General features: G+C 61.9%; 22 protein-coding genes. 10 read left to right on the forward strand and 12 right to left on the reverse strand.

Annotated features, from left to right (window positions below; translation table 11 throughout):
- Entirely contained in the window at positions 1 to 753 is a 753-nt protein-coding gene (truA, locus tag HGI47_RS15390; RefSeq protein ID WP_168853715.1) for a tRNA pseudouridine(38-40) synthase TruA, read from the reverse strand.
- Entirely contained in the window at positions 750 to 1,655 is a 906-nt protein-coding gene (gene fmt / locus HGI47_RS15395; protein WP_168853652.1) for a methionyl-tRNA formyltransferase, read from the reverse strand. Before fmt ends, truA begins: the two co-directional genes overlap by 4 nt.
- A gap of 51 nt (positions 1,656 to 1,706) precedes the next feature.
- Between fmt and recR the strand changes: the two genes are divergently transcribed.
- The 5 genes from recR (at position 1,707) to HGI47_RS15420 (ending at position 5,726) form a co-directional block, all read left to right on the forward strand.
- Entirely contained in the window at positions 1,707 to 2,303 is a 597-nt protein-coding gene (recR, locus tag HGI47_RS15400; protein WP_168853653.1) for a recombination mediator RecR, read from the forward strand.
- 41 nt (positions 2,304 to 2,344) lie between these two features.
- Complete coding sequence (gene def / locus HGI47_RS15405) at positions 2,345 to 2,911, forward strand: peptide deformylase (protein WP_168853654.1); 567 nt, start codon at positions 2,345 to 2,347, stop codon at positions 2,909 to 2,911.
- A 309-nt stretch (positions 2,912 to 3,220) separates the two neighbouring features.
- Positions 3,221 to 3,382: a hypothetical protein gene (locus HGI47_RS15410; protein WP_168853655.1), complete on the forward strand. Its 162-nt coding sequence runs from the start codon at positions 3,221 to 3,223 to the stop codon at positions 3,380 to 3,382.
- A gap of 86 nt (positions 3,383 to 3,468) precedes the next feature.
- Positions 3,469 to 4,959 (forward strand): DNA recombination protein RmuC, encoded by a 1,491-nt coding sequence (rmuC, locus tag HGI47_RS15415; RefSeq protein ID WP_240950219.1) that lies wholly within the window; start codon positions 3,469 to 3,471, stop codon positions 4,957 to 4,959.
- Positions 4,956 to 5,726: a hypothetical protein gene (locus tag HGI47_RS15420; RefSeq protein ID WP_168853657.1), complete on the forward strand. Its 771-nt coding sequence runs from the start codon at positions 4,956 to 4,958 to the stop codon at positions 5,724 to 5,726. Before rmuC ends, HGI47_RS15420 begins: the two co-directional genes overlap by 4 nt.
- On the opposite strand, the gene HGI47_RS15425 is transcribed toward HGI47_RS15420, so the two are convergent.
- From HGI47_RS15425 to HGI47_RS15460, 8 genes are all read right to left on the reverse strand, one after another.
- Positions 5,727 to 6,122, reverse strand: coding sequence for an META domain-containing protein (locus HGI47_RS15425; RefSeq protein ID WP_206066227.1), 396 nt, complete (start codon positions 6,120 to 6,122; stop codon positions 5,727 to 5,729). It lies immediately after the preceding gene.
- Positions 6,123 to 6,189: 67 nt separating this feature from the next.
- Positions 6,190 to 6,993, reverse strand: coding sequence for an RNA methyltransferase (locus HGI47_RS15430; RefSeq protein ID WP_168853659.1), 804 nt, complete (start codon positions 6,991 to 6,993; stop codon positions 6,190 to 6,192).
- Between the two features lie 188 nt (positions 6,994 to 7,181).
- Positions 7,182 to 7,478, reverse strand: a complete 297-nt coding sequence (locus HGI47_RS15435; protein ID WP_168853660.1) for an HPr family phosphocarrier protein — start codon at positions 7,476 to 7,478, stop codon at positions 7,182 to 7,184.
- Position 7,479: 1 nt separating this feature from the next.
- Positions 7,480 to 7,884, reverse strand: a complete 405-nt coding sequence (locus tag HGI47_RS15440; protein ID WP_168853661.1) for a PTS sugar transporter subunit IIA — start codon at positions 7,882 to 7,884, stop codon at positions 7,480 to 7,482.
- Between the two features lie 166 nt (positions 7,885 to 8,050).
- On the reverse strand, positions 8,051 to 8,968 hold the full coding sequence (rapZ, locus tag HGI47_RS15445) for an RNase adapter RapZ (RefSeq protein ID WP_168853716.1): 918 nt from the start codon (positions 8,966 to 8,968) through the stop codon (positions 8,051 to 8,053).
- Positions 8,969 to 9,031: 63 nt separating this feature from the next.
- Positions 9,032 to 9,466: an HPr kinase/phosphorylase gene (locus tag HGI47_RS15450; protein ID WP_168853662.1), complete on the reverse strand. Its 435-nt coding sequence runs from the start codon at positions 9,464 to 9,466 to the stop codon at positions 9,032 to 9,034.
- The gene (locus HGI47_RS15455) at positions 9,463 to 11,067 is read right to left on the reverse strand and encodes a stimulus-sensing domain-containing protein (protein WP_168853663.1); all 1,605 of its coding nucleotides are present in this window, start codon (positions 11,065 to 11,067) and stop codon (positions 9,463 to 9,465) included. Before HGI47_RS15455 ends, HGI47_RS15450 begins: the two co-directional genes overlap by 4 nt.
- Complete coding sequence (locus HGI47_RS15460; protein WP_168853717.1) at positions 11,036 to 11,791, reverse strand: response regulator transcription factor; 756 nt, start codon at positions 11,789 to 11,791, stop codon at positions 11,036 to 11,038. Before HGI47_RS15460 ends, HGI47_RS15455 begins: the two co-directional genes overlap by 32 nt.
- 267 nt (positions 11,792 to 12,058) lie before the next feature.
- On the opposite strand from HGI47_RS15460, the gene HGI47_RS15465 reads away from it, so the two are divergent.
- Entirely contained in the window at positions 12,059 to 13,663 is a 1,605-nt protein-coding gene (locus tag HGI47_RS15465; RefSeq protein ID WP_168853664.1) for a phosphoenolpyruvate carboxykinase, read from the forward strand.
- A gap of 73 nt (positions 13,664 to 13,736) precedes the next feature.
- On the opposite strand, the gene HGI47_RS15470 is transcribed toward HGI47_RS15465, so the two are convergent.
- Both HGI47_RS15470 and HGI47_RS15475 read right to left on the reverse strand, forming a co-directional pair.
- On the reverse strand, positions 13,737 to 14,702 hold the full coding sequence (locus tag HGI47_RS15470) for an adenylate/guanylate cyclase domain-containing protein (RefSeq protein ID WP_168853665.1): 966 nt from the start codon (positions 14,700 to 14,702) through the stop codon (positions 13,737 to 13,739).
- 155 nt (positions 14,703 to 14,857) lie between these two features.
- The gene (locus HGI47_RS15475) at positions 14,858 to 15,448 is read right to left on the reverse strand and encodes a J domain-containing protein (RefSeq protein ID WP_168853666.1); all 591 of its coding nucleotides are present in this window, start codon (positions 15,446 to 15,448) and stop codon (positions 14,858 to 14,860) included.
- A gap of 40 nt (positions 15,449 to 15,488) precedes the next feature.
- Between HGI47_RS15475 and HGI47_RS15480 the strand changes: the two genes are divergently transcribed.
- From HGI47_RS15480 to HGI47_RS15495, 4 genes are all read left to right on the forward strand, one after another.
- A complete protein-coding gene (locus tag HGI47_RS15480) occupies positions 15,489 to 15,761 on the forward strand; it encodes a BolA family transcriptional regulator (RefSeq protein ID WP_168853667.1) in 273 nt (90 codons plus the stop codon).
- Positions 15,754 to 16,200 carry an NUDIX domain-containing protein gene (locus tag HGI47_RS15485; RefSeq protein ID WP_168853668.1) on the forward strand — a complete coding sequence of 149 codons (447 nt, stop codon included), beginning with the start codon at positions 15,754 to 15,756 and terminating at the stop codon, positions 16,198 to 16,200. The genes HGI47_RS15480 and HGI47_RS15485 overlap by 8 nt, the downstream gene beginning before the upstream one ends.
- Entirely contained in the window at positions 16,197 to 17,087 is an 891-nt protein-coding gene (locus HGI47_RS15490) for a pirin family protein (protein WP_168853669.1), read from the forward strand. The genes HGI47_RS15485 and HGI47_RS15490 overlap by 4 nt, the downstream gene beginning before the upstream one ends.
- Positions 17,088 to 17,196: 109 nt before the next feature.
- Positions 17,197 to 17,964, forward strand: a complete 768-nt coding sequence (locus HGI47_RS15495) for an aspartate/glutamate racemase family protein (RefSeq protein WP_370521749.1) — start codon at positions 17,197 to 17,199, stop codon at positions 17,962 to 17,964.

Raw genomic sequence — 17,964 nt, forward strand, 5'->3', positions numbered from 1 at the left:
CTACTCTCCGGGATATGTTGCGGAGACGAAGTATAGACCTTCCGGAGGCGCGTTAAGTCCTAATTTGCTACGGTCTTTTGCCGCAAGCGCTTCGGCCACCTGATCCACGCGCCATTGTCCTTGTCCGACCAGCGCCAGACACCCCACCATCGAGCGCACCTGATGATGCAAGAAGCTGCGCGCCGCCGCCTCGACGATGACGCGATCACCTTCACGCCGCACGTCCAGCCGGTCGAGCGTCTTGACCGGACTGGCTGACTGGCAGTGAACCGAGCGGAAGGTGGTGAAATCGTGGCACCCGACCAGCAGTTGCGCAGCTTCGTGCATCGCGCCTTCGTCCAGCGGTTTGGCAATCCGCCATGCCTTGCCCAGATCGAGCGTCAGCGGCGCACGGCGGTTGATGATGCGGTATTCATAGGCTCGGCCCACGCAGGAAAAACGCGCGTGCCAGTCCTCGGCCACCTTGATGCAGTTCAGGACCGCCACCGCGTGCTTTGCCAGCCGCAGATGCGCATTCAGCGCTTCGAACATGCGGAACGGATCAAAGCTGCGTGACAGATCGAAATGCGCGCGCATACCCAGCGCGTGAACACCGGTATCGGTCCGGCCCGCGGCGTGGACCGCCACCGTCTCGCCTGTCACCGAATGGACTGCATCTTCCAGCGCCTGTTGCACACTGGGGCCGTGCGACTGGCGCTGATAGCCCATGTACGCCGCGCCGTGCCATTCGAGGGTTAGGGCGAAGCGCATCAGCCGAGCTTTGTGCCCGCCGCAATGGCCCGCCCGCGCAGCAGCGCTGCGGCATCCATCGCCGGACGTCCCGCCCGCTGAATCAGCGTTGGCCGCACTGCATCCTGTCCGCAACCGATGGTCAGCGCATCGTCCAGCACCATACCTGCATCGCCGCTGCGCCCAACAACGTCAGCTGCCAGAACGCGATACCGCTCGCCCTCAAGTTCAAAGAACGCCCCCGGCGCAGGCGCAAAGGCACGCACCTGCCGCTCAACATCCGCCGCATCGCGCGTGAAATCGAGGCGGCTTTCGGCCTTGTCGATCTTGTGGGCATACGTGACGCCCTCGTCCGGCTGCACCACAGGCGGATGTGCGCCAAGGTCCGCCAGCACCGGCACCATCAGCGCAGCCCCCTGATCCGCCAGTTCCGCTGTCAATTCGCCTGCCGTCTTCCCATCGACCGGCGTTTCAACCTTGGCCAGCATCGGCCCGGTATCCAGCCCGCGCTCCATCTGCATGATAGTGACGCCCGTCATCGCATCGCCTGCAAGGATCGCCCGTTGCACCGGCGCAGCCCCGCGCCAGCGCGGCAGGAGAGAGCCGTGGACGTTCAGGCACCCCAAGCGCGGCGCATCCAGCACCGCCTGTGGCAGGATCAGGCCATAGGCCGCCACCACCGCCACATCGGCATCCAGCGCCGCAAATGCCGCCTGCTCGTCTGCGCCTTTCAACGTAACAGGCGTTCTCACGTCGATGCCATGCGCCTGCGCCGCCAGATGCACGGGCGAAGGTTGCAGCTTCTTGCCTCGCCCCGCCGGGCGCGGCGGTTGGCTGTAGGCGGCAATCACATCGTGCCCCGCCGCGACCAGCGCTTCGAGCGTTGGCACCGCGAAATCGGGGGTGCCCATGAAGATGATGCGCATAAGCTTGCAAATGGCCTTCCGTTTGTCGGCGTCGGCCCTATCTGTGCTGGCATGGCATCGCAAGAGATCGAGGCGCTTTCCGGCGCACTGGCGCGGCTTCCTGGGCTTGGCCCCCGCTCGGCTCGGCGCGCCGTGCTGTGGCTGATCAAGCGGCGCGAAACGGCGCTGCCCCAATTGCTGAACGCCTTGACGCAGGTTCAGGAGTTGCTGGTCGAATGCGACACCTGCGGCAATGTCGACACCACCAACCCCTGCGGCATCTGTGCCGATCCGCGCCGCGATCAGCGCGCGATCTGTGTGGTTGAGGAAGTGGCAGACCTCTGGGCGCTTGACCGCGCACGCCTGTTCACCGGCAAGTATCACGTGCTGGGCGGCAGGCTTTCCGCGCTGGAAGGCGTCCGCCCTGAAGATCTGACTATCGGCCAGTTGCTGGGCCGGGTAAGCCGGGGCGGCATTGATGAAGTGGTGCTGGCGATGAACGCCACGCTGGAAGGGCAGACGACCGCGCACTACATAGCGGAGCGGCTGGAAGGGATGGCCGTGCGGGTGACACAACTTGCGCATGGCCTGCCTGTGGGTGGCGAACTGGATTATCTGGACGAAGGCACCTTGGCACAAGCGCTGCGGGCGCGAAGGCCAGTGGCATAGCCACCCTTGCGACTCTGCCACATCTTCCTTATCTGCGCCCAATGGCCATCCGTGAAATCCTTGAAGTTCCAGACCCGCGCCTGAAGCAGGTCTCCGTCCCCGTCGAAAAGTTTGACGACGAGTTGAAGATGCTCGTCGAAGACATGTTCGAAACGATGTACGATGCCCCCGGCATCGGCCTCGCCGCAATCCAAGTGGGCGTGCCGCTGCGCGTGCTGGTGATCGATCTTCAGCCCGAAGACCCGGATGCTGAGCCGGTGCCGTGCAATCACGATGGCCACCACCATCATCACACGCCCACCAAGCGCGAACCGCGCGTCTTCATCAATCCCGAAATTCTCGAGCCTTCCGATGACCTTAGCGTCTATCAGGAAGGCTGCCTTTCGGTGCCGGAAATCTATGCCGAAGTGGAACGGCCTGCCCGCATCCGCGCGCGCTGGCAGGATCTGGATGGAAACACGCATGAGGAAGCGATGGACGACCTCATGGCCACCTGCCTCCAGCACGAGATGGACCATCTCGAAGGCATCCTCTTCATCGACCATCTGTCGCGCCTGAAGCGCAACATGGCGCTGAAGAAGCTGGAAAAGCTGCGTAAGGTGGCTTGAAGCAACTAGTGCAGGGCAAAACTTTTTTCTGCCCTTGCTGAATCCAACATTGATGATACGTTCTCAATCTGTTCACAGCAGAGGGAGAATCGTATCGACTGACTACTAACGCTCCGGGAGCGGATAATACCCGCATCTGCATTGGCTCAACGTCATACGCTCGACGCCAACCGACCTGAAGTCGCCAACGCCTGCAAAACCGGCAAAAGAACCGGAAAAGCATAGCAGTCGACAACGGTAACTCATGGCTGAAATGCATCCCTGACAGAGTCGGCAGAAGCCAAAAACTTATGCAAAAGGAGTCATGCCATGAAGGTATGGCAGTATCTTTTGCGTCAGGAACACGAGCTCTTTTTTTGGTGCATTATTTCTGGTGCAGGTCATCCGATCTGCCATTCCACGGTGGGCTTTCCTACTGCGGAAGAAGCTTTTGCGCACATGATGGGTTTCCATCCAAAAGAGCATTTTTGACGCGAGGTCGGTGGGGTGCACCCTCACCGACTTTGCGGAGACTTGGAATATCTATGCAAGACGCTTCAGGCCTGATTGTCTCAGTGATGGCTATGATCATTGGCTTAGCCATTGGCTGGTTTTTCGGCTCTCGACCCGCCAACGAATGGCGAGCAAGACATGACCAGCGCGATGCTGAGGCGAAAGCGCACGAAGGCACGGTCAAGGCGATGACCGTGGACCTTGCTGCGATGAGCGAGCGGGTGAAGGCGCTCGATGCCCTTGGCGCAGAACTCGCCACGATCCGGCTCGAACGGGATCAGCTCGCCCCGGCCCTTGCCGCCGCACGGCAAAGCGCGATGGATGCCGAAGCTGTGCGAATCGAACTCACGCGCGTGCGCGATGAACGCGACGGCTTCCGCACCGCGCTTGAACGCATGAAGGCCGATGCAGAGAACTTTGCCGAACAGAAGCGCCTGCTGATCGAAGCTCAGGAAGCGCTGCGCAAGGAGTTCGAGAACGCAGGCAACAAGGTGCTGGAAAAGGCACAGGAAACCTTCCTTGCGCGCGCGCAATCACGGTTCGAAGAAAGCGAGAAGACTAGCGCTGAACGGCTGAAATCCCTGCTTGCACCCGTAGATCAGCGGCTGCGCAGCTATGAGGAGCAGGTGCAGAGCCTTGAAAAGCAGCGCGTGGATTCGTTCGGCCAACTCACGGGCCTGATCCAGTCGATGCGCGATGGACAGGAAGCTGTCCGCGCCGCCGCCGCGCAACTGGGCAACTCGCTGCGCAACGGCCCGAAAACGCGCGGGCGCTGGGGCGAATTACAATTGCGCAACGTACTGGAACAGTGCGGCCTTTCCGAACACACCGATTTCGTCACCGAACATTCGGTCGAAACCGAAGAAGGGCGTCTGCGCCCCGATGCCATCGTGCGCGTGCCCGGCAACAAGCTGCTGGTGATCGACGCCAAAGTATCGCTCAACGCCTATCAGGATGCATTCGAGGCCCAGGACGATGATACGCGCAAGATCGCACTGAACGCGCACGTCCAGTCGATGCGTAACCATATCCAGACGCTGGGTGCGAAATCATATCAATCGCAGTTCGAAGAAGCGCCCGACTATGTGTTGATGTTCGTGCCGGGTGAGCATTTCATCGCCGCTGCGCTAGAACGCGATCCGCAGCTGTGGGACTTTGCCTTTGAACGCCGTGTGCTGCTGGCCAGCCCGACCAACCTCGTCGCCATTGCCCGCACTGTGGCGCAGGTCTGGCGGCAGGATGGCCTTGCGCGTGAAGCGCGGGAAATCGGCAAGATGGGCGGCGAACTCTACGATCGTCTGGCAGTCGCTGCCGAACATCTGAAGCGCGTCGGAAATGGGCTGGACAGCGCGGTGACCAACTACAACAAGTTCGTAGGCAGCTTTGAGCGGAACGTGCTTTCCGCCGGACGCCGTTTGCGCGAGAAGCATATCGAGATCGGCAAGCGCGAAGTGGAGGAAATCCCTCTGGTAGAATCCACGCCGCGTTATGCCGATGCGGAACCGGCGGCACTGGCAGCGGTTGCCAACGATGAAGGAGATGTGGCGGCGGAATGATTGCACGGCATCGGTCTTGCCTCGCTACACTGGCTGCGGCGCTGACGCTGACGGGGTGTGACAGCGAGCCAAAGGCTGAGCCGACTCCTGTTGCGGTGGCAGCGCCCTTGCCACAACCCGCCCCCAGCCCTGCCCCCCTGCCCGAACCGGAACCAAGCGCTTCCGCCGCGACAGCGATGGAAGAACCACCTGCGCTTGCCGGCATTCGCTACGCCCCGCGTGACGATTGTGCAGACAAGCCCGGATGGCCAGCATTCCGCAAAGCGCTCGTCACAGCGATCAAGGCCCGCGATGCCGATGCAATGGCGGCACTCGCCACGCCGGATATCGCACTCGACTATGGCGGTGGGAGCGGCACGGCAGAATTGAAGAAACGACTGGCCGATCCTGAGAGCGGACTTTGGCATGAACTCAGCACTATCCTGCCGCTCGGCTGCGCGGTCGAAGGTGGGTTGGCTGCGATGCCGTGGGTGTTCTGGAACGTGCCCGAAGCGGTCGACAGCTATAACGCCATGCTGGTTCTAGGTAATGAAACGCCCTTGCGCGAAAAACCCGGCGGAGAGGACATCAGCCCAGTTGGCTGGTTCATCGTCGGCATAGACCCTATGGATTTCGATCCGAAGGCAAATACGACCCGTGTCACGCTGGACAATGGCCAGAAAGGCTGGGTGGAAACAGCCAAGTTGCGCAGCTTGCTGGACTATCGCCTGATTGCGGAACCCAAGGATGGCGTGTGGCGCATAACCGCCTTTATTGCAGGCGACTGATCAGCCGCGCACAAGCTGGAGATCGAGTGCGTGGCCGCCCGAAACGAGCCGCATTGTCGATCCGCTGCGTTGCATTTCCGGCGCAGCGGAAAGCAGCGCGTTTACCGCTTCCTCCTGCTGCCACACCGGTCCTTCGCAGAACATCCGCGTGGCCATCAGCGGACCTGCCAGCAACCGTCCGCCTTCGACACGATAATCGCCGCCGATGCCATTACAGCCGACGTTGGCTGACAGACGGGCATCATCAAACCGCATCGCCGCCTTTTCGGGAACCGCAGGCACCGCGCCATCAATCCGCATGATCGTCCAATGCGTGCCAGCCAATCCCGCCGAGCCGCTGGGTGCGGTGGCACAGCCGCCCAACATGGCAGTAGCGGCAAGGGAGAGGGCGAACATCGAGCGCATGACGCTCTCATACACCGGTGCGACTGACCGAAGGATTAACCGCGCAGTACGTTCACGTTCACGCTTCGAGTGTTGCCAGCACTTCGTAAGCCAACACTGCCCCGGCGACCGCAGCGTTGAGACTGTCAGCAAGTCCCTTCATCGGCATGGTCACGCGAAGATCGCAGGCCATCTCGTAGTCTTCAGGCAGTCCGCGCGATTCATTGCCAACCATGACGAAGCAGGGTGCCGCATATGGCGCACCGCGATAGGGCACGGCTTCGCGCAAGGATGCCGCCACCAATTGGCCTTCGCTCTGGCGCAGCCAGTCAAGGAACTCGTCCCACCGCGCCTGCGCCAGTTGTTCGGTAAAGATCGCGCCCATGCTGGCGCGCACCGCCTCTACGGAAAACGGGTCCACGCAATCGTCGATCAGGATCAACCCGCCCGCGCCCACCGCGTCGGCCGTGCGCAACATCGTGCCCAGATTGCCCGGATCGCGCATCGCGTGCGCCACCAGCCAGATCGGCGCGGCATTGCGGCCGATCAGCGCGATGGATGTATCCCATTCGGCAAAGACGCCCGCCACCGCCTGCGGGTTTTCCTTGCCGGTCACTTTCGCAAGGATATCCAGCGGCAGTTCGATCACGTCGCCGCCAGAGCGCGCGACGTCTGCTTCCAGTTCGTCGAGCAGCGGATGCCCTTCACGCCCTTGCACCATCAGCAGGATTTCGGGCAAGCGCCCGCTCTCGCGCGCATCGGTCAGCAAACGCAGCCCTTCAGCAAGGAACTTGCGCTCGCGCCGCCGGTGCTTCTTTTCCCGCAAACTGCGGACGAACTTTACCGTCGGGTTGGAATAGCCAGTGATGATCTTGCGCGTCATGGTGCCCCCATGCGGCAGGCACGCCATCGCGGCAAGGGGAGCAACCGAATGCCCGGATTTTTCTTCAGCGCGTTCCGAGAATGGCTACTTTCGAGAACCGGCGCGCAGCGACCATTTGGGTCGTGAGCACCGGAAGCGCAGAAGGTGGCTGTTCGCAGGCCGCGATGGAGGAAAAGCCGGGCATTCGGTCAATCTTCTCCGAAGCCGTCCTTGATCAGCCCGGTCAGCTTCATCAGGATCGCATCGGCCTCACCCTCAGGCCCCGAAACGGTAACATCCACCGTATCGCCCTTGGCCGCGCCCAGCATCATCAAGCCGAGGATCGAACCACCCGCAGCGTCTGTGCCATCTTTGGCAACGGTAACGTCAAACCCAGCAGGCAGCTTGGCCACCGCATTCACGAATTTGGCACTGGCGCGCGCATGAAGGCCGCGCTGGTTGACAATCGTCACCGTTTCGCGAGTGACGTAACCCTGTTCAGCCATTTCATGCATCCTGTCCGAGAAATTCGGAAGCAATCGTTATGTAGTTGCGGCCGGCATCGCGTGCCGCCGCTGTCGCTTCCTTCACGCCCATGCAGCCGCGCGCCTTGGCAAGGCGGATCAGCATGGGCAGATTGATTCCGGCAATCACCTCGACCCTGCCCGCCTGCATCAGCGAAATCGCCAAGTTCGATGGCGTGCCGCCGAAAAGATCGGTGAGGATGATAACGCCTTCGCCGCTGTCCACGCGCTTTATCGCGTCGGCAATCTCTTTGCGGCGCTTTTCCATGTCATCGTTGGGACCGATGCACACGCCGATGACATCGCTTTGCCGCCCGACAACGTGCTCCATCGCATGGATGAATTCGTCGGCAAGCGCGCCGTGGGTAACCAGGATAAGACCGATCATGAAGGGGGCAGGCTCCGAAGTGCGGCCGAACATTCTGCCGCTTGCGCGATGAACGCAAGCTTGGCCGGAATGCCAGACACGCAAGACGACTGGGAATCGAAATGCATGGCTTCCAGTACTGCCTCACCCATTCTTCTTTTCCTGCGCGCCGTGAACGGGTTCTGTCTCAAGGCTTTTGCCCTTCGAGCAGATCTGCCGCGCGCGAAGCGAGGTTGCGATGCAGCAATGTGGGAGAAAATCCGCCTTCGCGCAAGGCGGAAGCGATCTGTTCGGCCATGAACACCGAACGGTGTTTTCCCCCGGTGCAGCCGAAGGCCACGTGGACATAGGCTTTGCCCTGTTCGCGATAGCGCGGCAGCAGCATCAACAGCAGATCGCGAATCCGCGCAAACGCCTCGGCAAAGGCCGGATCTTCGCGGATATAATCGCCCACCGCCGCATCGCGTCCGGTCTGTGGACGCAAGGCGTCCACCCAGTGCGGATTGGTCAGAAAACGCATGTCGAACACCAAATCGGCCAGCGGCGGCGTGCCACGTGAAAAGCCGAAACTGCTGATCGTCAGCGTCGGCTCGGCCGCACTTTGACCGCCGAACTGCGCGCGAATCGCTGCTTGCAGATCGTTGCTGGTAAAGCTGGTGGTGCTGATCACCACGTCCGCCCAGCGGCGCAGCGGTTCCAGCAGTTCACGCTCGGCCATGATGCCGGTGGCGGCGGGCTTGTCCTCGCTCATCGGGTGGCGACGGCGCGTTTCGTTGTAGCGGCGCTCAAGTTCCGCACCGGCACAATCGAGGAACAGCGCGGTGATCTGCAGGTCGCGGCGCTGCGACAGTTTCTTGACCAGTTCGATAGTCCGCGCCGGATCGAACCCGCGCGTACGTGTGTCAAAGCCGATAGCCATCCGCGCACCCGATTCGGCGCGCGCCGATCCCGGCTCGGTTTCCAGCAGACGGTCGAGCAGGCGGATCGGGAAGTTGTCAATCGCCTCCCAGCCCAGATCCTCCAGCGTCCGCAGCGCGGTGGTCTTGCCCGCGCCAAGCAGGCCGGTAACCAGAAGAATGCGTTGCGGGGCGGATTCCTGCGTCATGGTCATTCAGCTTTGCGCCCTCTCGCAGCGCTTGGGAAGTCCGCAGTTCTTCGCTGTCCCTATTCAGGAAAACGCGCCAAACGTCTTGCCGTATTTCCGCAGCGCGAGTTCGGCACGCAAGGCAAGCATCGTACCGCCCGGCCAGAGCCGCACCAGTGGCAGATCTACACCCAGAACCTCAACGCGCTCCGCCACGTCGATAAAACGTGGAGCTTCATCATCGAGCCGCAACACGAGCGCTACCGGGACGGGCACCGAAACCGGAAAGTCCACCAACCCCACGTTGCGCACTTCCAGCTTTCCAGCGATGCGCGGATGCGGCGCGGCAATCAGACCCCCGCCCCGCGTTTCCAATATCACGCCATCATCGCCCACCAGCATGGCGCCGCGATCGATCAGTGCCAACGCAAGGCTCGATTTGCCCGCGCTCGGCACACCATCAATCAACACGCCGCACCCACCGATTGCCACGCAGCCGAATTGTTTGGCTTCGCTCATTCCTCATCTTCCGCTTCGAGCGGCACGCTCAGCACCAGCCACGCTCCGGGCCTGCCATCGGGCCTGTCGCCAATGGCCAGCGTCCCATCATGCGCTTCTGCAATTGTGCGCGCAATGGCAAGGCCAAGCCCGCTGTGTGCGCCGAACACCTCCTCGGCGGGACGCACGGAATGGAACCGCTCGAACACTTTCTCGCGCTCGGCCACGGGTATACCGGGGCCTTCATCGGCCACGCCAACATGCGCTGCCTCGCCATCGCCCCACACCACCAGTTCCACCGCGCCGCCCACAGGCGAAAACGACACGGCATTGTCGAGGAGATTTTCCAGCACCCGCTCCAGCCGTGCGGCATCGCCGGGAACCACGGCATCACCGCTTTCCCGGCGCAGGCGAATGGGGATGGAACCCCGCGTGCGCACGTCACGCGCGCCGACTACCTGCGATGCCAACGCCGCCAGATCCACCGCCACAAATGTCGCACGGCTCAGTTCAGCATCGATCCGACTGGCGTCGGCAATCTCGGTAATCAGCCGATCAATTCGCTGCACGTCATGCGCCGCGATATCGGCCAGTTGGCGGCGCAGTACAGGGTCATCCACCCGCTCCATCGTTTCCAGCGCGCTGGAAAGCGAAGCCAGCGGGTTCTTCAGTTCGTGCGCCACGTCGGCAGCGAACGTCTCGACCGAATCGATGCGTTGGCGCAGCGCCGTGGTCATGTCTGAAACCGCGCGGGCCAGCAGGCCGATCTCGTCACCGCGATCAGGCAGGCGCGGCACCACCACCTCGCGTTCGCGCCCCAGCCTTACGCGCACTGCCGCCCGCACCAGCGCGCGCAGCGGCTGTACGATAGTCCGCGCCAGAAACAGCGAAAGCTGCACCGAAAGAAGCAGCGCCAGCCCGATGATGATCACCAGAGTCTGCCGCGCATCACGCACCGATTGTGTCACGTCGAGCGCATTGCGCAAGCTCAGCAGCACTTCGCCCTTGTCCCCAACGGGCGTGGCAGCCGTGATCACTGGCGTTCGATCAGGTGCATAGCGCAGGTAAACTTCGGTCCGCCCCGATGCGCGCGCGGCCTGAATCTCTGGCCAGCTTCCTGCCGGGCGCTCTGCCGTATCGCTGTAACGCTCGATTGTCGGCGCGTTGACGATGAAGTCCACGCCCCGGTCCAGCAGCCGCGCGGCCTGCTGATACCAAGGCTCGCTTTCGGGATCGATCAGCCGGAACGATGGCGGTGCTTCCAGAAAGCTGTCGGCAAGTAGGTGGCTTTTCGCGTCATAAAGGCGCAGCCGCAGCGCCTGTTCGCTGCCGATACGCGCCAGCAGCGCCTTGCGCGCCTCCATGTCGTCATCGGTCAGGCCATCGGCAGCGATTTCCACTTCCGCCCGCGCCAGCTTGAAGCGCTCCTCGATCAACTGTTTACGATAACTGTCGAGGTAGAAGAACCCGCCCGCCAGCAGCGCCAAGGCAATGACGTTGACGAACAGGATACGCGTGGTGAGCGAGACGCCCCTTATCCGCCAAAGATTGCGCAACCTTCGCCTGGGTGCGCGATAAGGCGTGCCGCGATCATTCGTCGGCAAAGCTGTAGCCCGCGCCATAAAGCGTTTCTATAGCGCCGAACCTGCCGTCCACCGCGCGGAACTTGCGACGCAGGCGCTTGATATGACTGTCGATCGTGCGGTCATCGACGAACACATCGTCATGATAGGCCGCGTCCATCAACTGGTTGCGCGTCTTGACCACGCCGGGCCGCATCGCCAGGGCCTCAAGGATCAGAAATTCCGTCACCGTCAGCGATACCGCAACCCCATCCCAGGTCACAGCATGGCGTGCCGGGTCCATCACCAGCCGCCCGCGCCGGATCGGTTCGGGCAGAGGTTCACCATCCGGCTCTTCTTCCTCAGCCTCGCGCCGCACGATATCGCTGCGGCGCAAAATGGCCTTGATCCGCGCTACGAGCAGACGCTGACTGAACGGCTTGGCGATATAATCGTCGGCCCCCATCGAAAGGCCCAGCGCTTCATCAGCCTCATCGTCCTTGCTGGTAAGGAAGATAAGCGGGAGGTCGCTTTTCTCGCGCAGGCGGGCAAGCAGTTCCAGCCCGTCCATCCGTGGCATCTTGATATCGCACACCGCCAGATCGGGCGGATTGTCCAGCAGCGCTTTCAGCGCGGTATCGCCATCGTTGTAAAGCCGCGTGGCGAAGCCTTCGGTTTGCAGCGCGATCGAAACAGTTGTTAGGATGTTGCGATCATCGTCGACCAGCGCAATCGTGCGCGGGGCATCGGGCGCGTCCGGGCGGGCGGGCTGCTGGCTGGCCATTGCAGCAATGCATCTACCGGTCACACGCAATCCTTGCAACTTTCCAGCAATTTCGTCGCCATTTTTCCAGCCATTCCCGCTGCAATGCAGCATTTTCGCGATTGCATGGCGTGCAACTTGCTGCGCAAAAAACTTCGTTGTCGCGTGTCATTTGACGCAGCAAAGGCAGGTGACTATGCGCAGGTCGAGAATCAGTGCATTCGTATTCGCAAACCGTGCGCCGCAGGGCAGTCCAGCCCTTCCGGTGCCACTAACGGGAGGCCAGAAGTGTCCGATACCAGCCTGAACGTGTCCCTTGCCAGCCAGGGTTTCCCGCAGCCGGCAGAACTGTTCGCCAACCTCGGCACTGCGCCTCTTGTCGAACATGCGGTTCGCAATGGTGAAGGCCTGCTCTGCGTTGATGGTCCGCTTGTGGTCGAAACCGGCAAGCACACAGGTCGCAGCGCCAAGGACAAGTTCATTGTCCGCGATGCCGAAACCGAAAACACCGTGTGGTGGGGCAAGACCAATGTTCCGATGACCCCGGAACACTTCGCCAACCTCAAGGAAGATTTCATCAAGGCGCTGGGCGCGAAGGATCGCCTCTATGTGGCCGATCTGTTCGGCGGTTCGCAGCCCGAACACCGCGTCAACGTTCGCGTGATCAACGAATTTGCATGGCACAACCTGTTCATCCGCACCCTACTGGTCCGTCCGACCACGGATGAACTGGCCTCGTTCGCGCCCGAATACACCATCATCGATCTGCCCAGCTTCCGCGCAGACCCTGAACGCCACGGCAGCCGCAGCGAAACCGTGGTTGCGGTCAACTTCACCGAAAAGCTGATCCTCATCGGCGGCACCGCCTATGCGGGCGAAATGAAGAAGTCGGTCTTCGGCATCCTCAACTATCTGCTACCGGCAAAGGGCGTGATGCCCATGCACTGCTCGGCCAACGTAGGCCCCGATGGCAAGACGGCTGTGTTCTTCGGCCTTTCGGGCACCGGCAAGACCACGCTTTCGGCAGACGCCAGCCGCACCCTTATCGGTGATGACGAACATGGCTGGTCGGACACTGCCGTGTTCAACTTCGAGGGCGGCTGCTACGCCAAGATGATCCGCCTTTCGGCAGAAGCAGAACCCGAAATCTTCGCCACGACCAAGCGTTTCGGCACCGTGCTGGAAAACGTCGTGATCGATCCCGTCACCCGCACGATCGATCTTGATGACAACTCGCTGGCTGAAAACAGCCGTGGTTCCTACCCGATCGATTTCATCCCGAACTGTTCGGAAAAGAACCTCGGCCCGGTCCCGGCCAACCTCATCTTCCTCACCGCTGACGCCTATGGCGTGCTGCCTCCTATTGCGCGCCTCACGCCCGATCAGGCGATGTACCACTTCCTTTCGGGCTACACCGCGCGCGTTGCCGGCACCGAAATCGGCGTGACCGAACCCGAAGCCACGTTTTCCACCTGCTTCGGCGCACCGTTCATGCCGCGCCATCCGTCGGTCTATGGCAATCTGCTGAAGGAACGCATCGCCAAGGGCGGCGTGAAGTGCTGGCTGGTCAACACCGGTTGGTCCGGCGGCAAGGCCACGCAGGAAGGCATCAAGCGTATGCCGATCAAGGCCACCCGCGCACTGCTCAACGCCGCGCTCGATGGCAGCCTGAACAGCGCCACTTTCAAGAAAGACCCGAACTTCGGCTTCGAAGTGCCGGTCGAAGTGCCCGGCGTGGATACGAAACTGCTCGATCCGCGCGGCGCATGGTCCGATGCGGAAGAGTATGACAAGACCGCGCAGGAACTCGTGCGCAAGTTCGTCGACAACTTCCAACAGTTCGCTGAACACGTCGACCAGTCGGTTCGTGACGCGGCACCCGTCACGGCCTGATAGAACAGACCAAGACAAAACGTTTCGAGGCCCCCATCGCGGGGCCTCGTTTCGTTTCAGGCCAGTGAAAAGGTCAGGCTGCCAGAAATGCCTCAAGGAATCGGCCAACCCCGCCGAAATTCATCGGCAGTGCGGCAACCGGGCGGTCATACCCTTTCAAGTCCACGTCGATCATCTGGCCGGGAGTGAACCGCACATCGCCCAGCGCGCTGAACACATCGCCCGCCACAAGGATATCGCAGCCCGTTTCCTTCGTCGCGGTTTCCAGCCGGAACGCGGTGTTCACCGCTTCGCCCATCGCGGTAAAGTCTGCCACTGCGCCGCTGCCGATATTGCCTACAGAGGCAGTGCCCGCATTGTACCCGCAGCCAAAGCGCAGCAGAGACGGCGGTTTGTGGCGCTTCTCCGCCAGCCGGAAGATTTCCTGATAACCGCTGATCACGTCCAGCACGGTCACCACATCACGGCGTGAAAGCGCATTGGCCGGGTGCAGCCAGATTGCCATGATCGCATCGCCGATGAACTTCACCGACCACGCGCCCGCCGCATCGAGCAATTGCCCAGCCTCGCGATTGATGTCGCTCATCATCGCCGCAATCGCGCGTTCGCCCATCGCCGCCGAAAGCTGGGTAAAGCCGCGAATGTCGATGACCATCGCGCTGACCAGTTGCTGGTCCATGAAGAACTGCGTGCGCCCCGCCATCGGATCGGGCAGTTCCACAGGCGCTGCCGCCTGCACGAATTCGATGATCTGGCGACCGATCTGGATGCGGTCGCCCGATTTGAGCTGCGTGGGTGTTTGCACCGGGCGTCCGTTCAGCCAGGTGCCATTCGTGCTGCCCAGATCGTTCAGCGTGCAGTGGCCGCTGGCGTTGCGACGGATCATGGCGTGTTCACGCGATGCGAGATTGTCCTCCAGCACAACCGTGTTGGACGGTGCACGACCAAAGCCGCAAATGCCCAGACGGGCTACAGGGATCTCGCGAACGGCGCCCCCAGCCTCCATCCGCAGGTACGTATCGCAATCGTCGGTCGCCACAGCCCCCTCCGCAGATCGACAAGCTTTGTAACGATCCCGCAAGGCTTGGAATGTGCCGTATGGCACGCCTTTACCGTTTTTGTATCAATCCGGGATGGCAGGACGGGCGCGAATCTGCAAGCCTCAAAGGCCAAAAGTCCCAAAATCAGGCAGTCTCAGGCGAAAAGAGCGCTACTTTTTAGCAGGTTGTACGCTTCCACCACCTCCTGCAACCGACCTTCAAAAGTGCGATCCCCGCCGTTCCGATCAGGATGATACTTGCGCACCAGTTCGGAATAGCGGCTGCGCAACGTGCGTCGGTCTGCGTCATAGCCAAGGTGCAGCGCGTCATAGGCTTTGCGCTCGTCCGGGCTGATGCCCCGCTGCGCCGCATCCGCCGCGCGTTGGTGATCGGCCCGGCGCGCCTTTGCCCGCTGCGCTATGGCCTCCAGCGGATCGGCAAAGTCGGCCCAGCGCGGTGCAGAATCGATTCCCGCATCGGGCCGGAACGCCCGCGTCTCACGCTCCCATCCGGCGATGGGCGATTGCGCGCGCAGGATTTCCTCCGGCGTCATCCCGGCAAAGAAATCGTAGCCTGCATTGAATTGCCGCACGTGATCGAGGCAGAACCAGCGATAGTCCCCCGGCCCGTCGAAACCTGATCCCCGCACACCGGGCGCACGAAATTCCCCCGCCTCGTCGCAACCGGGGGCATAGCAAATGCGCCCGGCACCGTGGACGCGACCGTGGAACTTGTCGTTACGCATGTGGCTTTCACATGGCGACGAACGCGCTAGAAGAAAACCCATGACCGGACCAATCGCACAGGAAATCGAACGGCTTCTGACAGAAGCCCTCACCCCCACCCGCCTCGCGGTAATCAATGACAGTGCGAGCCACGCCGGCCACATGGGCGATGATGGCACCGGCGAATCGCATTTCACCGTAGAGATCGAAAGCGCCGCCTTCATCGGCCAGTCGCGCATCGACCGCCAGCGCATGGTCAACAAGGCACTGGGAGACCTCCCCGGCCAGCGCGTCCACGCTCTTGCGATCAAGGCCAAAGCGCCGGGTGAGTGAGCGCCGCATCCGCCGCGCCGCGCGCATCCTGCTGATGGACGAGCATGACCGCCTGCTCCTCATCCGCTTCGCCCCCAAGGACCGCCGCCCGTTCTGGTGCGGCGTCGGCGGTGAATGCGATCCGGGCGAAGATTTCCCCGCCGCCGCAGTGCGCGAGCTCTTCGAGGAAACCGGCCTGCGCGTGGAAAGCTGCGGCCCGCAAATCGCCGCCCGCGCCGATGATTACCTGACGCTCGAAGGCGAACCCATCACCTCTGACGAACGCTTCTTCCGCGTCATCACTCGCAGCTTCACGCCCGACACCACCGGCCACACCCAGATCGAGCGCGAACTTATCAAGGAATTTCGCTGGTTTACCCGCGCAGAACTGGCAAACTGGCACGAACCGCTGTTCCCCGTGAACATCCTCGACCTGCTCGATCTTGAGGCTGCACAGTGACCGATCCATTTATCCAGACTATCACCCCTGTCGCCCACGATCTCGGTGCTTTCGAAGTCCGCCGCGCCATCCCCTCGCGCCAGCGCACGATGGTCGGCCCGTTCATCTTCGTCGACCAGTTCGGCCCCGCGCACCTGCCGCCGGGCACCGCGATGGACGTGCGCCCCCACCCACACATCAACCTCGCCACCGTCACCTGGCTGTTCGAAGGCGCAATCGATCACCGCGACAGCCTGGGCTCCTTCGCCACGATCAGGCCGGGCCAAGTCAACCTGATGACCGCCGGCAGCGGCATCGTCCATTCCGAACGCTCGCCCGAAACCGAACGCCCCGGCGGCCCGCACCTCTACGGAATGCAAACCTGGCTTGCGCTCCCTGACGGCAAGGAAGAAATCGCCCCCGCCTTCGAACAGGGCACCAACCTGCCGGTGGTAGAAGACGTCTGCGTCAGCGCCCGCGTGATCATGGGCACCCTATGGGGCCAGACCGCCCCGACAACCCAACACGCCGCCACCATCTACGCCGAGATCCTGCTGGCCCCCGGTGGCAGCCTACCCATCGATGCAGAGGCCGACGAACGCGCCGTCATGCTCGTAGGCGGCGTGGCAACCATCGACGGCCACCCGCTGGCCCTCTACGACCTCGTCGTTCTCGCCCCCGGCGCCGTGCTGAAACTGCAATCCGAAACCGGCGGCCGCGTGATGCTGATGGGCGGCGAAGCCTTCACCACCAAACGCCACGTCTGGTGGAACTTCGTCAGCTCCAGCCGCGACCGGATCAATCAGGCCAAGATTGATTGGCAGGCAGGCCGGTTTCCGAAAGTGCCGGGCGATGAGGCGGAGTTCATCCCGCTGCCCAAGGTGGCGACTACGGTGAGTTATCCTTGATCGTCTGATTGTCGCGCGAAAGGCATTCCTTCCCTGTGATAATTGATATAATGTTAGATCAATTATCACAGGGAAGGAGGCAAGCTTGCAGATCGGACTTCTCGGCACGGTGCGAACCATCAATCCAGCCGTTCGCCCGGAAATCGGCGCAGCACTGCCATCAGGCATCGAATTATCTGCCTGGCCTTCACGGATTGGTGCATTTCCGGCGACGCCCGTGGAAATGGCGATGCAGGCGATCGGCCATCTCGAAGCGGGCCTCAGCGCGGCAGAAGCCGGTGCACACGCCGCCGTCATCGACAGTGTAGCTGACTACGGCATCGACGCACTGCGCGCAGCTCTTGCCATTCCCGTTGTGGGATCGGGCGAAGCAGGCCTTACTGCAGCCGCGGGGCACGGTCGCTTTGCGATCATTACGGTTTGGCCAAAGTCCATGAACTTCGTCCCCGAACAACTGCTTCGGCAACATGGACTGGAAGCGCAGTGCCTCGGTATCCACAATGTGGCTGAAGAAGGCGTATTGGATGCGATTGCCGGACCTGACGGATATCTCAACCGCATCAATCGTGCAGATCGCTCCGTGTTCGACAAAGTGCTGGCAGCCGTCAATCGGGCGATAGAGGAGGGCGCACAAGCAATCATGCTTGGCTGTACCTGCATGTCGGGTATGGCAGCCAAAATCGCAGCCAATACCAGCATTCCCGTGATCAACCCATTGTGGGAAGCGGCCAAAATGGCCGTCGCTCTCGCCCATAGCAGCGACTCCACGGGCATAAAAACGGATCGAGCAGATTTGGTGCGCCGTATGGTCAACGCTGTTGCGGGAGAAGTGGACGAAAACTGCCCGGTCTGCGTAGCGGCTGACGAGTTTGACTAA

Source organism: Novosphingobium sp. ERN07 (assembly GCF_012641335.1).
GTDB lineage: Bacteria > Pseudomonadota > Alphaproteobacteria > Sphingomonadales > Sphingomonadaceae > Novosphingobium.